The following is a 13,745-nucleotide window of genomic DNA, read 5'->3' as shown; positions in this document are numbered from 1 at the left end:
CGCGTCGTACCGCTCTTGCCATCGCCCATGGGGAACGTCCTTTCCCGATGCCCTCGTCAATGCCCGATCGCTTCGGCGCGATCCAATCGATTAAATGCGTCAGATTGATTGCCGAACTCGATCAGCCGCTGGCCCCGTCCCAAAGCCCACGCAGCGCGGACGCAACAGCGGCCGGCCGTTCGGCGATCGCCCAGTGCCCCGCCCCCTCGATCACCGTCAGCGGCGTGCCGGTCGCCGCCGCGTATCGCTGCGCCACCGCCAGATCGACATAAGGATCGCCCGCGCCCCAGATCAACGCGCCGTTCGCGGGCAGTTTCGGAATATCGAGCGCCCAGTCATGCGCGAAGCTCAGCCCCTTGGCCGAGCGATAGAGTTTCAAAATTGCGCGGCGCTTGTCCTTGTTCTTCCACTGTTCGGCCTCTTCCGCCGCGATGTCGGCGGGCATTCCCTGCGCTGCGAGCCCTGCGGCGAGCTTGTCGGCCTTGCTCAGTGCCATGAAGATTTCGCCGAGTACCGGCGTGTTCCAGATCCGCGCGATACGGTGGCCCCGATAGCCGGGCTCGATCACCGCGTTCGAAATCGCCCAGCTGCGAATGAGGTCGGGGCGCAGCATCGCGACGCGCTGCGCAATCAGCGCGCCCCAGTCGTGCCCGATGATGTCGATCGGACCGTGCGCGGCGAACAGCGTTTCGGCCTGTCCCACCGCCCAATCGGCATAGGCTTCTTTTGTGGCGGGAAAGCCGGCGGGGAGCGGGCCGGTAAAGCCAGGCAGCGCGGGCACCGCTACGGGCGTGTCGCCCAGATCGAGCGCGGCGAGCAAAGGCCGCCAGATCGCGGGGCTGTCGGGAACGCCGTGGAGAAAGAGTTTGGCGGTCATCCTGTATCGCTCCACTTCGTCATCCCGGCGCAGGCCGGGATCTCGCCCTCACAGACTCACGCACCGGCGAGATCCCGGCCTGCGCCGGGATGACGACGGTCTGGTGTTTTACTCCATCTCCCCCCGCTCGCGGCGGAGCGCATACCATTTCTGCACATTGGCGTTGTGTTCGGACAAGGTGCGCGAAAAGATATGGCTGCCGTCGCCCTTCGCAACGAAGAACAGATAGTCGTTCGCTTCCGGGTCGAGCACCGCGGCGATCGATGCCTTGCCGGGGTTGGCGATCGGCGCCTTCGGCAGGCCGGCCATCGCATAGGTGTTATAATCGTTCACCGCCTGGATTTCCGAACGCAGGATGCGCCGCCCCAGCGGCTTGCCCCGGGTGATCGGATAGATGATCGTCGGATCGGCCTGCAGCCGCATGCCGACGCCAAGCCGGTTGGTATAGACACCCGCGACGGTGCGCCGTTCGGCGGCGACCGCGGTTTCCTTTTCGACGATCGAAGCGAGCGTGATCGCCTCATTGCGGTTCTTGACCGCGGTGCGCGGCGTGCGTTTCGCCCACAGCTCGGCAAAGACCTTGTCCATTGCCGCCTGCATCCGTTTTACCACCGCGGCGCGGGTCTCTCCGGTCGTAAAGGCATAGGAGTTGGGGAGGATGCTGCCCTCTTCGGGCACCGGGATTTCGCCTTTGAGCCGTTTTTCGGCCATCAGCCGTTCCCATACCATGATCGACGGCATTCCTTCGGGGATCATCACGAGCCGCTGGATCGTCTTGCCCGACTGGAACAGTTTCAGGATGTCGCCCGCATCCATCCCCTTTTCGATCTTGTACTCGCCGGGTTTGATCGGTTCGTCCGACCCGAAAAAGCGCGCCTGATTGCGAAAGCTCGATGCCGAGACGAGACCGGCGTCCTCAAGGATCTCGCCCGCCCGCGCGATGCTCGCGCCTTGCGGGATGACGACTTCGGCATCCTTGGGCGCGCCCGGCGAGCAGGCGGCGAGGAACAGCGTCAGCATCGCAATCGTCAGCCAGCGGAACCGATGCACCCCAAACTCCCATATGCATGCCTTAAGGAGACAAAAGATACGGATGCGCACGCCCGAACTGTCTCCTTTGTCGCTTAAGCCGGAGCCGAGCGACAGGGTGATAGAGCATGGCAAGCCAATGTAGGAAAGAGGCTTTTCATCCTCCCTGTCGCGCAGCGATGGGGAGGTGGCGGCGCGAAGCGCTGACGGAGGGGCTATGGCACTGCCATTGCGGCCCCTCCACCACCGCCTGCGGCGGCGGTCCCCCTCCCCATGCCCTTCGGGCACAGGGAGGAACTGAAGGTCAATCCACCGCCGTGACGGTCAGACCCGCATCGTCATTGCGAGCGAAGCGAAGCAATCTCCAGCCCTCGGCCATGCGAAAGCGGCTGCTGGCTTGAGATTGCTTCGTCGCTATGCTCTTCGCAATGACGAAGCTATCTAGTCGACGGCCTTGACGATCAAACTCGCGTTGGTGCCGCCGAACCCGAAGCTGTTGTTGAGCGCCGCGCGCACCTTTCGCTTTTTCGCGACCTTGGGGACCAGGTCGGCGCCTTCGGTCCCCTCGTCGGGGTTGTCGAGGTTGAGCGTCGGGGGAACGATCTGGTCGCGGATTGCAAGGATGCAGAAGATCGTCTCGACCGCGCCCGCGCCGCCGAGCAAATGGCCGATCGCCGACTTGGTCGAGCTCATCGACACATTCGCCATCGCATCGCCGAACAGCCGCTTCACCGCGCCCAGTTCGATCGTGTCGGCCATCGTCGAGGTGCCGTGCGCGTTGATATAATCGATGTCGGCGGGGGTCATCCCTGCTTTCTTGAGCGCCGCGCTCATCGAACGGAAAGCGCCGTCCATCTCGGGATCGGGCGCGGTGACGTGATGGGCGTCACCCGACAGGCCGTAGCCGACGACTTCGGCGTAAATCTTGGCGCCGCGCGCCTTGGCATGTTCATATTCCTCGAGCACGACGACGCCCGCGCCCTCGCCCATCACAAAGCCGTCGCGATCCTTGTCATAGGGGCGGCTCGCCTGTTCGGGGCGGTCGTTGTAGCTCATGTTGAGCGCGCGTGCCTGCGCGAAGCCCGCGATGCCGATCGGGCAGATCGTCGCCTCGGCGCCGCCCGCGAGCATGATGTCGGCGTCGTCGTCGCGAATCATCCGCGCGGCATCGCCGATCGAATGCGCGCCGGTTGAACAGGCGGTCACGACCGCGTGGTTCGGGCCCTTCAGCCCATATTTGATGCTGACCTGCCCCGAGATCAGGTTGATCAGGCGGCCGTGGACGAAGTGCGGCGAAACGCGGCCCGGCCCCTTTTCGGCGAGCAGCAGGCTTTCGCTCTCGATCCCTGGCAGGCCGCCGATGCCCGAACCGATCGAGCAGCCCGCGCGCACCTTCTGTTCCTCGGTAAGCTCGGTCAGGCCCGCATCTTCGAGCGCCTGCCCCGCGGCGTCGATGCCAAAGATGATGAAGGGATCGACCTGGCGCTGCACCTTGTGGTCCACGCGCTTTCCGGGGTCGAAGCCATATTCATGATCCGGCCCCTTCACCTCGCATGCGATCGTGCACTTTTGGTCCGACGCATCGAAATGGGTGATCGGACCCGCGCCCGATTTGCCCGCGATCAGATTTTTCCAGCTGGTTTCGACGTCGCCGCCCAGCGGCGTCACCAAACCCAAACCCGTCACCACAACCCGGCGCATAGTCATTCCTTTCGTCGGCCCTGTCCCCGCGGGGTGCCGCTTCAATTCCGATACTGTCTCGTCACCCCGGCGGAGGCCGGGGTCCCGCCCTCGCGGCCTGCAACGACCGAACCGGCGAGCTCCCGGTTTTCGCCGGGATGACCGATGTAGCCCTGTGTCAGGCTACATCCATAAAAAAAGCTTCCCGGCCCTGCGCACGAGCGCTCGGTACCGGGAAGCCGGAAACGCGTAGACGGCTCCGGCACGGCCGGACCGCAGAGCCTTAGCCCTTGTTCGCTTCGATATAGTCGATCGCATCCTTGACGGTGGCGATCTTCTCCGCCGCGTCGTCGGGGATTTCGACGCCGAATTCTTCTTCGAACGCCATCACCAGTTCGACGATGTCGAGGCTGTCGGCGCCCAGATCGTCGATGAAGCTCGCTTCTTCGGTGACCTTGTCGGCTTCGACGCCCAGATGTTCGACGACGATCTTTTTAACCTTTTCGGCCGAATCGCTCATGCACAGTTCCTTTTTCTGACCTGGTCGTGAATGTTGGGATTGCCCTAGTGTCCATGGGCGGGGCTGGCAAGAGGGCTGGCGCCGACCGGGGTTTTGCGCCCCGCTTCGTCCCGGTTTCCTGCCATATCATATATGGGCGCCCCCCTTTCCGCCCTTTGGCGCCCGCCGCAAAAATAGGCGTCGCTACGGTGTCGTTCAAGGGGCGGCCGCGGTTCCTCGCAGCGCGCCTGAGCGGTCGGGAGGCGACGCGGCGACGACGCCCGATTCGCGCAGCGCCGCCGACGCGCGCATGATGACCGAGGGCGTGATCATGAAGCGCCCCAGTACCTGTTCGGGCGGCGCGCCGGCCGGCTGGCGCGTATAGTCGAGCAGCCGCCGCCACAGCATCCGGGCCGCCTCGACCTCGCCCTGCCGCGCCAGCACAATCGCGCGAACCATCATATATTGCGGCTCGAGGTTGCTGGGCGACGGCATCCGGTCGAGAATCGCCCGCGCCTCGGTCTGCTCGCCGCGCTGCGACAGCATGAACGCCAGCGTCACCGCCGGCACGCCCGGGTATGAGGAATCGAGCGCGAGCGACCGTTGCAGCAACGCCTCGCCCTCGTCGGGCTGGCCGCACGCCAGTTTGAACAGGCCAAGAAAGCCCGCGATGTCGGGATCGAACGGATTGCCTGTCCGCGCCGTGTCGCCCAATGCGATTCCCGCCCCGCAATTGCCCGAATAAACATTGGCGCGCGCCATCGCGAACAGCCCCGCCGCCGAATTGGGGGCCTCGTGATACGCGCGCAGCGCCAGCGATTGCGCCTCGGTAAAGGCTTCCCGGCCAACGGGCGTCGCGCGCTGCGACTGCCAGTCGCTAAAGCGCACCAGCGACAGCGCGGCGAGCGTGACCGGATCGTGCGGATCGGCCTCGATCGTCGCGCGCAGGCAACCATCGACCTGCTTCGCCACCACCGCATTGCGCATCTGCCGCATCCGGTTGAACTGCGCCAAGCAGGGGTAGCCGGGCGAATAATTGTCAGGCTGGCGCCGTATCTGGTCGCGCACGATCACACCAAAATCGCCCCCGATCTGGGCGATAAGCGGGTCGATCGCCGAAAATTCGGGCGTATCCAGATGGTCGAGCCGGAGCTGCTCCGACCAGATCGCGCGCTGATCGGCGACGCGGTTGAGCACCAGCGTGACATCGACCTGCCCTTCGGTCGTGCGGACGAGCGAGGTATCGAGACGATAGTCGCTCTGTCGCGGGGCGGCGCCTTCGGCGGGTGCGGCGCTGAGCAGGTTGACCATATCGAAACGGCGCAGCCCGTCGCGCAGCTTGCCGTCGAGTGCGCGCGCCAGCGCACGCGATTCGGGCAGATTGCCCGATTCCGGCGGACGGATGTCCAGCAAGGGGGTGGGCACCGGATCGTTCGCAAACAGCTGCCGCGTATCGTCACGCAATGCCCACAGCGCCAGCAGCGCGAGGGCAACGAGCAGCAATACGACGGCCCATCGCCCGAACCGCCCTCCACGGGGGCGGCGGTCCGTCGGCGGCGCGATGCCGTCCGGAGCATCGGTTGCAGCCTTGACGTCATCGATGCCTTCGGGAGCGTCGGCCGCTCGCGCCGCGGGCGGCGCCGACCGGTATTGCACGACCACCTCATAGCTGCCCTGGGGTACGCGTATCCGGTGAACCCACGGCGTTTCCGAATAATAACGGTCGAGCAGCGTGCGCAGCCGTCCGACCATCACGCGCGGGTAGCTGTCGACCGCAGGATCGAAATCCGCGCTCCGTCCCAGCGCTTCGGTCGCAATCGCATAGGCCTTTGGCGCGCTGCGTCCGCCGCGCAGGCGGTGTTCGACGAGAAACTGGAGCAGCCGCGATAGCACCGGCGACCGCGAGAACATCGGCGAAGCGAGCAGCAGTTCGAGTTCCTCGGCGATGATCCTGTCGGTCTCGCCGGGGTCTGTTTCGTTCGCGTTCGCCTGATCCATGCTACCCCCTGATGCCCCGATCGGGCGGTACGGTGGATACGCTAATCATTCGGCACGGCCACCCTTTGTTACGCCCTCGTAACGGTAACAAGCCGCCCAGACCTTGTATCAGAAACCGGCGCCCGCGCCAATCCGCGACCGAAAAGCGCGAGAACGGGTTAACAAAGGGTTATCAGATGGCGACATGGTGGCATGTGACCCCTTGTAACTGCCCCGTTTCGGGAATTCTGTCATTATTTTCGTATCCGCGGCGATCTCGATCAATGCGGTTGAGGCCCAAGGCGAATGGTGCGAGCTGGTCCCTGGCATCGTTCGAATCCCCTCGAGCCTCATTTCAAGACTTCGCCGGGCGGCCACACAGCCCCACCTGTTCGCCGCCCGGCAAGTCGATTTCCGTCACCACTGATTGATAGGCTCAACGCGGATCGCCGCGCGGCGAAGGCCGGACCGTCGGCGCCATGACAAAAGGGGCGCCGCTTGCCAGCGACGCCCCCGTAATTCGGTGCTCAGGCCTACGCTTGTTCAGGTCGTTGCCGGTGCTTTGCACGGGCCGGTGTGCGTGCTCACCATCTGCATCACCATTTCCATCTCCCCGCCGGCCGGCGCTTTGCCCTTGGTCGTGATCGTGACGTCGGACTTTTTCGCATCGACGGTGCCGTTCATCGCCATTTCGACCGTCTGGCCATTGGCGGTACAGGTGCCGGCGACATCGATATTCCCGCCCGAGACATCCTTTTTCGACCAGTTGCACTGGCCGCCATTGCCCGGCCCCTTGGCGAGTTCGGCGGCAATATCTTCCTTGTCGACCTGTTCCTGCGTGAAGCATTGGTCCATGCCGCTCGCGCCCTCGACCATTTTCGTCATGCCGTCCTTCATTTCGGGCGGCATCCCGGGAACTTCGAACTTCACCAGCTTGACTTCGGTTTTCCAGTTGCCCGCCTCGCGCTTCACCGTACCGCCGGCATTCTCTTCCTTGCTGCAGCCCGACACCGCCATCAGCGTGCCGAGCGCCGCAACCATCATCATTTTTTTCATTGCCTGTCTCCTGAAGACTCGCCGCTCAGCGTTTCTTGTCATTGCGATTGTGGACCCGCCCCATCGATACCATATTACTGGCAATGGCAATCCAGATTCGCACCTCGCTCGACGAAATCGACACCGCCGAAGGCTATGTCCCGCATCGCCCCGCCCGCCCCGAAAAGGTCGAGGGCGGCAAGCGCTTTGAGCTGGTCAGCGACTATGAACCCGCGGGCGATCAGCCCACCGCGATCAGGGAGCTGGTCGAAACCGCGCGCGCGGGCGAGCGCGATCAGGTGCTGCTCGGCGTCACCGGATCGGGCAAGACCTTCACCATGGCCAAGGTCATCGACGAGCTGCAGCGCCCGGCGCTGATCCTCGCCCCGAACAAGATCCTCGCCGCGCAGCTCTATGGCGAGTTCAAGAGCTTTTTCCCGAACAATGCGGTCGAATATTTCGTCAGCTATTACGACTATTACCAGCCCGAAGCCTATGTGCCGCGGTCGGACACCTACATCGAAAAAGAGTCGAGCGTAAACGAGGCGATCGACCGGATGCGCCATTCGGCGACGCGCGCTTTGCTCGAACGCGACGACGTCATCATCGTCGCCTCGGTAAGCTGCCTCTACGGCATCGGGTCGGTCGAGACTTATTCGGCGATGATCTTCGATCTCAAAAAAGGCCAGGTCGCCGACAATCGCGAGATCATCCGCAAACTCGTCGCGCTCCAATACAAGCGCAACGATCAGGCCTTCGCGCGCGGCAATTTCCGCGTGCGTGGGGACTCTCTGGAAATCTTCCCCTCGCACTATGAGGATATGGCGTGGCGCGTCAGCTTCTTCGGCGACGAGATCGAAGAGATCACCGAATTCGACCCGCTCACCGGCAAGAAGATCGCGAGCCTCAATTACGTCCGCGTCTTTGCGAACAGCCACTATGTCACCCCCGGCCCGACGCTGAAGCAGGCGAGCGAGGCGATCCGCCACGAACTCGCCGAGCGGCTGAAGGAGCTCGAGGCTGAAGGCCGGCTGCTCGAAGCCCAGCGGCTCGAACAGCGCACCAATTTCGACCTCGAAATGATCGCCGCCACCGGCAGCTGCGCCGGGATCGAGAATTACAGCCGCTTCCTGACCGGCCGCCTCCCCGGCGAGCCGCCGCCGACCCTGTTCGAATATCTCCCCGACAACGCCCTCCTCTTCGTCGACGAAAGCCACCAGACGATCCCGCAGATCGGCGCGATGTCGAAGGGCGACCATCGCCGCAAGATCACCCTCGCCGAATATGGCTTCCGCCTGCCGAGCTGCATCGACAACCGGCCGCTGCGCTTCGCCGAATGGGACATGATGCGCCCGCAGACGGTCAGCGTGTCGGCGACGCCGGGGACGTGGGAGATGGAGCGCACGCAGGGCGTGTTCGCCGAACAGGTGATCCGCCCCACCGGCCTCATCGACCCGCCGGTCGAAATCAAGCCCGTCGAGGAACAGGTCGACGACCTGATCGCCGAAGCGAAAAAGACCGCGGCGGCGGGATACCGCACGCTCGTCACCACGCTGACCAAGCGCATGGCCGAGGATCTGACCGAGTTCCTCCACGAAGCAGGGCTGAAGGTCCGCTACATGCACTCGGACGTCGAAACGCTCGAACGCATCGAGATCATCCGCGACCTGCGGCTCGGGGTGTTCGACGTGCTCGTCGGCATTAACCTGCTCCGCGAAGGGCTCGACATTCCCGAGTGCGGGCTCGTCGCCATCCTCGACGCCGACAAGGAAGGCTTCCTGCGCAGCGAGACATCGCTGGTCCAAACGATTGGCCGCGCCGCGCGCAACGTCGACGGCCGCGTCATCCTCTATGCCGACCGCATCACCGGCAGCATGGAACGCGCGATGCGCGAAACCGACCGCCGCCGCGAAAAGCAGAAGGCGTATAACGAAGCGCACGGCATCACCCCGACGACGATCAAGCGCAATATCGGCGACATCATCGCGCATGTCGCGTCGAAGGACGGCGTCGTCATCGACATCGGCGACGACAAGCCTGCGCACATGGTCGGCCACAACCTCCGCGCCTATATCCAGGACCTCGAAAAAAAGATGCGCGACGCCGCCGCCGACCTGGAATTCGAAGAAGCCGGCCGCCTCCGCGACGAAATCCGCAAGCTGGAGGCCGACGAGCTGGGCCTTCCGCCCGATCAACAGGTCGCGCCGCGCGTGGGGCGGAGCAACGAGGGCAAACCGGGTACGCGCAAGGGACGGTTCGGGAAGCAGAGCAAGACGAAGTGGGGGCGTTGAGATCGATGCAGATTGGCCAAGCCGCGTCAAAGGAAGGTGAATAACCCCTCGCCACCTGCCATCGTCATGCTGAACTTATTTCAGCATCCATGGTCCGCCCTTCCGATTTACTCTGCGTTTGACGAAAGTTCAGGTCATGGATGCTGAAACAAATTCAGCATGACGGAAGAAGTCGGGGAGCCGCCAGATCTGATGCGTCGCTTCACACCACGCCATCCCAATGCAACGGCACATTGACAATCTATTTTCTCTCCGGTAGATTCTACGGGAGAAAGAATGGCCATGCAGATCGATGTCGATTTTGATGTTTACAAGGCGCTCACGCTTCTCCGTCGGACGGAGGACGACACCTATAACGACGTTCTGCGCAGACTGCTCACGATCGGCGAGGAAGTGACGGCATCCAAAAAAGAGAGGGATGAATTGCGCAATTCGCCGGTCAATGCCCTCGGCGCAATCCTCGCCAACCAGATCGGTTCGGGGCCGGGAGCCTGGATCGGCAACGTATTTTTTCCGGACGGCACGAGGTTCCGAGCCACTTACAAGGGCAAGACTTATCGCGCCGAGATCCGCGATGAACTTTGGATCGATGAGAATGGCAAGGTTCGTCGAAGCCCTTCCGATGCCGCGGGTGCAATTTCCGGCACGAAAGTGAATGGTTGGCGCTTCTGGTATGCGAGGCGGCCTGCGGACAACGACTGGCATCGCCTGGACGAGCTTCGCAGATGATCCGCTCGTTCGCCGATCCCGAAACCGAAAAAATCTGGAACGGCGAACGGAGCCGGAAGCTGCCTTCGGACATCCAGAATCGCGCGCTGGACAAGCTTAAACTGCTCAATCGCGCCCGGACGCTTGACGATCTGCGCAATCCGCCATCGAACCGCCTTCACGCGTTGGAGCGCGATCGGGCCGGGCAACATTCGATTTCCATTAATATGAAATGGCGTATATGTTTCGTCTGGAAAGACGAACATGCAGAGCAAGTCGAAATCACGGACTACCACTAATCCCGACTGGCTGCACAACAGCCACGCCGGCGAATTGCTGCTGTCCGAATTCATGGAACCGCTGGGCATGGACGCGGCGGCGCTTGCCAAGGCGCTAGGGGTCTCGGCACGGCAGATACAGGCCGTGATCGACGGCGAAGCCGATATGGATGCGGACCTTGACCTGCGCCTCGCCCGATATTTCCGTATGTCGGAAGGCTTTTTCCTTGGCTTGCAACTCGACCACGAGTTGCTCGAAGCCAAGCGCGCATTGAACGGCGAACTGGACCGCATCGTCCCGCGCGCCGCCTGACCCCTTCGACCAAAACCCCGCTACACCCGACCAGCACCCTTGCCCCCTCCCCGCGCGCGGATTAGCGTCCGCGCTTCAAAACGGGGAGACAAGTTTATGAAATCGGGTCTGTCGCTGATCGCGCTGGCGCTTGCCGCTGCGGTTCCTGCCATCGTCCATGCCGAGGACAAGAATGACAAGGCAAAGGCCGAAAAGCCCGCCGCCGATTACGAACCGCAAATCCGCACCACCAAACTCAGCGGCACCTTCGGCGGCCAGCGGATAAACTATGCCGCGACGATCGGCGAGACGGTCATCAAGAACGAGGACGGTGTACCCGAAGTCGCGGTCGTCACCACATCCTATGTCAAGGAACCGCGCGACCCCAGCCGCCCCGTGACCTTCCTGTTCAACGGCGGCCCCGGATCGGGCACCGTCTGGTTGATGATGGGCGCGTTCGGGCCCAAGCGCGTCGCGATCCCCGGCACCGGCGTCGACGACGGCGCGCCGCCCTACCCCATCGTCGACAATCCCGACGCCTTGATGGACGTTACCGACGTCGTGTTCATCGACCCGCCGGGCACGGGCTTCTCGCATCTGATCGGCAAGGCCGACCCCGAGGATTATTATGGGGTCACGCAGGACGCGAAACTCGTTGCGGAAGTCATCCGCCGCTGGCTCGCCGACAATGGCCGCTGGAACAGCCCCAAATATCTCGGCGGCGAAAGCTATGGCACCACCCGCACCGCCGCGGTCGCGCACCAGCTGATGAACGCGACGTTCAATGACGTTGCCTTCAACGGGCTGATCCTGATTTCGACCGTGCTCGATTTCGCGGCGGGCGCCGACACGCCGGGCAACGAGCTTTCGCCCGTCACCAACCTGCCGTCGATGGCGGTCACCGCGCTCTATCACGGCAAGGCGAGCGCCGCGTCGGTCGAGGCTTTCGCCGAAGAGGCGCGGCAATGGGCGATCGGCCCCTATGCGACCGCGCTGCTCAAAGGGCAGAAGTTGCAGGGCGAGGAGCGCGCCGCAATCCGCCGTGAGCTCGCGCGCTTCACCGGCCTGTCCGAAACCTATCTCGAACAGGCGGACCTGCGCGTCACGCCCGCGCGCTTCTACAAGGAACTGCTGCGCGACCGCGGCCTGACCGTCGGGCGTCTCGACAGCCGCTATACGGGCAAGGATTATGACAGCGCCGGCGAAACCCCGGACAACGACCCCAGCTTCTATGGTATCGATGCGAGCTATACTGCGGCGATCAACAGCTGGAGCCGCGACGGGCTGGGGTTCAAGACCGACCGCGAATATCAGTCGATCGGGCGGATCGGCGGCCAATGGGACTGGCGCATCGGTGGCCGCGACAGCAACGCCTATCTGAACGTCGCGCCCTGGATCGGACAGGCGATGCGCGAAAACAGCGGGCTGCGCGTGCTCGTCGCGCAGGGCTGGTATGATTTCGCAACGCCCTTCTTCGCCGCCGAATATGCGCTGTCACGCACCGGCATCCCGCAGGATCGCATTCAGTACACCTATTATGGCGCGGGCCACATGATGTACATCCGCGACGAGGACCGTCGGAAACTGTCGGAGGACGTGCGCGCGTTCATCCGGTCGCGGTAGAACGGCGGCGGGTCGCGGCCCTAAGATCCTCCCTGTCGCGTAGCGATGGGGAGGTGGCAGCGCGAAGCGCTGACGGAGGGGCATTGGCGCCGACGTCGCGGCCCCTCCACCACCGCCTGCGGCGGCGGTCCCCCTCCCCATCGCTGCGCGACAGGGAGGATTTCAATCCTAAAGCTGACCTGCCCTACCGCAGCACACCCTTCGCCGCCTGCGCCCGCGCATACAGAAACAGCGCAATCACAATCACCCAGATCACCGCGGTAAAGATCATCGGAAACGTCCCGAACATCCGCTCCAGATCGCCATAATGCATCCCGAACTGATAGAGACTGCTGATCGCCAGCCCGACGAGCGAAAGCAGAAATGCGGTCACCGCGTGACGGCTGCGCGCGAGCAGTAGCACCGATCCCAGCACCGATCCCCACACCCCCAGCGCCCAGCCCGCATTGGCCCACAGGGGAAAGCTGTGGAAATAAGCCTGCTGCTCGGGCGTGAACGCCGCCATATAGTCGGGATTCTTGAGCTTGGTCATCACATAGTCGAACGCGCCAAAGGCGTTCCAGAGCAGCGACACGATCCCCACCACCCACAGGTGCCAGGGCGTTTTACCGGCGTCCGTCATCATCGTCTCCCCCTTCAGAAAGATGGGCGGAGGCTATCATCATTCCGCTGCGTCGGCAATTAGTGATATATTTGGGCAATACACCACGGCACTGGCTTGGCAAATCGCGCGCGACGACCGATATGGGCGCGCATGTGCGTCGTCGCCCTTGCCCACCGCGTCCACCCCGACTGGCCGCTCATCCTTATCGGCAATCGCGACGAGTTTCACGCGCGCGCCGCCGCGTCGCTGCACATGTGGGAGGATGGCAGCGGCATCGTTGCCGGGCGCGACCTTCAGGCGGGCGGGACATGGCTTGGCGTCCATCAGCCGAGCGGCCGCGCCGTCGTCGTGACCAACGTGCGCGGCGCGATGCCCGATCCCACGAAGGAATCGCGCGGCGCACTCGTCGCCGACCTGCTGCATGGACAGGGCCGCTTCGCCGATCCGGCCGCACCCGACCTCGACTGCTTCAGCGCCTTCAATCTGTTTGCCGTGGGCGTAGGCGGCCCGCGCCTTCTCACCAACCGGCCAGCGCCGCGCATCTCGATCCTTGCGCCCGGCGTCCACGCGCTCGCGAACGAGCCCGTTGACCGCCCCTGCCCGCGCGCCGAACGGCTGCGCGCCGCGCTCGCGGCAGTGGTCGCGGCAGGCAGCGATCCCGAAGGGCTGCTCGACACGCTGACCGCCGAAGCCGACCCGGCGCTGTTCCTGATGGGCGAAGTTTACGGGACGCGCGCCTCGACGCTGGTCGCGATGGCGGCGGACGGCACGGTGCGGATGGTCGAGCGCCGATACGAAGCAGGCGGCCGCCCCGGTGGAACGACCGCCCTCGATTTTCGGATTGGTTGAATA

The 13,745-nt window shown here is 63.8% G+C and carries 13 protein-coding genes; 6 read left to right on the top strand and 7 right to left on the bottom strand.

Translation table 11 applies throughout. From position 1 onward, the window contains the following. Positions 1-121 precede the first annotated feature (121 nt). The 6 genes from VSX77_RS13755 to VSX77_RS13730 all read right to left on the bottom strand — a co-directional run bounded on the left by VSX77_RS13755 (position 122) and on the right by VSX77_RS13730 (position 7,118). Positions 122-877, bottom strand: coding sequence for an alpha/beta fold hydrolase (locus tag VSX77_RS13755; protein WP_338425172.1), 756 nt, complete (start codon positions 875-877; stop codon positions 122-124). A gap of 108 nt (positions 878-985) precedes the next feature. Further along, positions 986-1,897 (bottom strand): endolytic transglycosylase MltG, encoded by a 912-nt coding sequence (gene mltG / locus VSX77_RS13750; protein WP_338427276.1) that lies wholly within the window; start codon positions 1,895-1,897, stop codon positions 986-988. Positions 1,898-2,347: 450 nt separating this feature from the next. After that, positions 2,348-3,607, bottom strand: a complete 1,260-nt coding sequence (gene fabF, locus VSX77_RS13745; RefSeq protein ID WP_338425171.1) for a beta-ketoacyl-ACP synthase II — start codon at positions 3,605-3,607, stop codon at positions 2,348-2,350. Between the two features lie 262 nt (positions 3,608-3,869). After that, positions 3,870-4,106, bottom strand: a complete 237-nt coding sequence (locus VSX77_RS13740; protein WP_003039428.1) for an acyl carrier protein — start codon at positions 4,104-4,106, stop codon at positions 3,870-3,872. A gap of 195 nt (positions 4,107-4,301) precedes the next feature. Further along, complete coding sequence (locus tag VSX77_RS13735) at positions 4,302-6,083, bottom strand: tetratricopeptide repeat protein (RefSeq protein ID WP_338425170.1); 1,782 nt, start codon at positions 6,081-6,083, stop codon at positions 4,302-4,304. A 522-nt stretch (positions 6,084-6,605) separates the two neighbouring features. Beyond that, positions 6,606-7,118, bottom strand: a complete 513-nt coding sequence (locus tag VSX77_RS13730) for a DUF3617 domain-containing protein (protein WP_338425169.1) — start codon at positions 7,116-7,118, stop codon at positions 6,606-6,608. An 83-nt stretch (positions 7,119-7,201) separates the two neighbouring features. Here VSX77_RS13730 and uvrB point away from each other — a divergent pair, with 83 nt between their 5' ends. The 5 genes from uvrB (at position 7,202) to VSX77_RS13705 (ending at position 12,289) form a co-directional block, all read left to right on the top strand. Continuing rightward, positions 7,202-9,388 carry an excinuclease ABC subunit UvrB gene (gene uvrB, locus VSX77_RS13725; protein ID WP_338425168.1) on the top strand — a complete coding sequence of 729 codons (2,187 nt, stop codon included), beginning with the start codon at positions 7,202-7,204 and terminating at the stop codon, positions 9,386-9,388. Positions 9,389-9,664: 276 nt separating this feature from the next. Beyond that, complete coding sequence (locus VSX77_RS13720; RefSeq protein WP_338425167.1) at positions 9,665-10,117, top strand: hypothetical protein; 453 nt, start codon at positions 9,665-9,667, stop codon at positions 10,115-10,117. Further along, complete coding sequence (locus tag VSX77_RS13715) at positions 10,114-10,395, top strand: type II toxin-antitoxin system RelE/ParE family toxin (protein ID WP_338425166.1); 282 nt, start codon at positions 10,114-10,116, stop codon at positions 10,393-10,395. Before VSX77_RS13720 ends, VSX77_RS13715 begins: the two co-directional genes overlap by 4 nt. Further along, complete coding sequence (locus VSX77_RS13710) at positions 10,361-10,687, top strand: HigA family addiction module antitoxin (RefSeq protein ID WP_338425165.1); 327 nt, start codon at positions 10,361-10,363, stop codon at positions 10,685-10,687. Before VSX77_RS13715 ends, VSX77_RS13710 begins: the two co-directional genes overlap by 35 nt. Positions 10,688-10,783: 96 nt before the next feature. Beyond that, positions 10,784-12,289 (top strand): S10 family peptidase, encoded by a 1,506-nt coding sequence (locus VSX77_RS13705; RefSeq protein ID WP_338425164.1) that lies wholly within the window; start codon positions 10,784-10,786, stop codon positions 12,287-12,289. Between the two features lie 184 nt (positions 12,290-12,473). Here the strand turns inward: VSX77_RS13705 and VSX77_RS13700 are convergent, their stop codons facing one another. Beyond that, the gene (locus VSX77_RS13700) at positions 12,474-12,914 is read right to left on the bottom strand and encodes a hypothetical protein (protein WP_338425163.1); all 441 of its coding nucleotides are present in this window, start codon (positions 12,912-12,914) and stop codon (positions 12,474-12,476) included. 129 nt (positions 12,915-13,043) lie between these two features. Here VSX77_RS13700 and VSX77_RS13695 point away from each other — a divergent pair, with 129 nt between their 5' ends. Further along, entirely contained in the window at positions 13,044-13,742 is a 699-nt protein-coding gene (locus VSX77_RS13695) for an NRDE family protein (protein WP_338425162.1), read from the top strand. Positions 13,743-13,745: the final 3 nt, after the last annotated feature.

Origin of the sequence: Sphingopyxis sp. TUF1, from assembly GCF_036687315.1 — a bacterium.
GTDB lineage: Bacteria > Pseudomonadota > Alphaproteobacteria > Sphingomonadales > Sphingomonadaceae > Sphingopyxis > Sphingopyxis kveilinensis.
The sequence above is the reverse complement of the archived record's forward strand: the minus strand, read 5'-3'. Positions and strand labels throughout refer to the sequence as shown.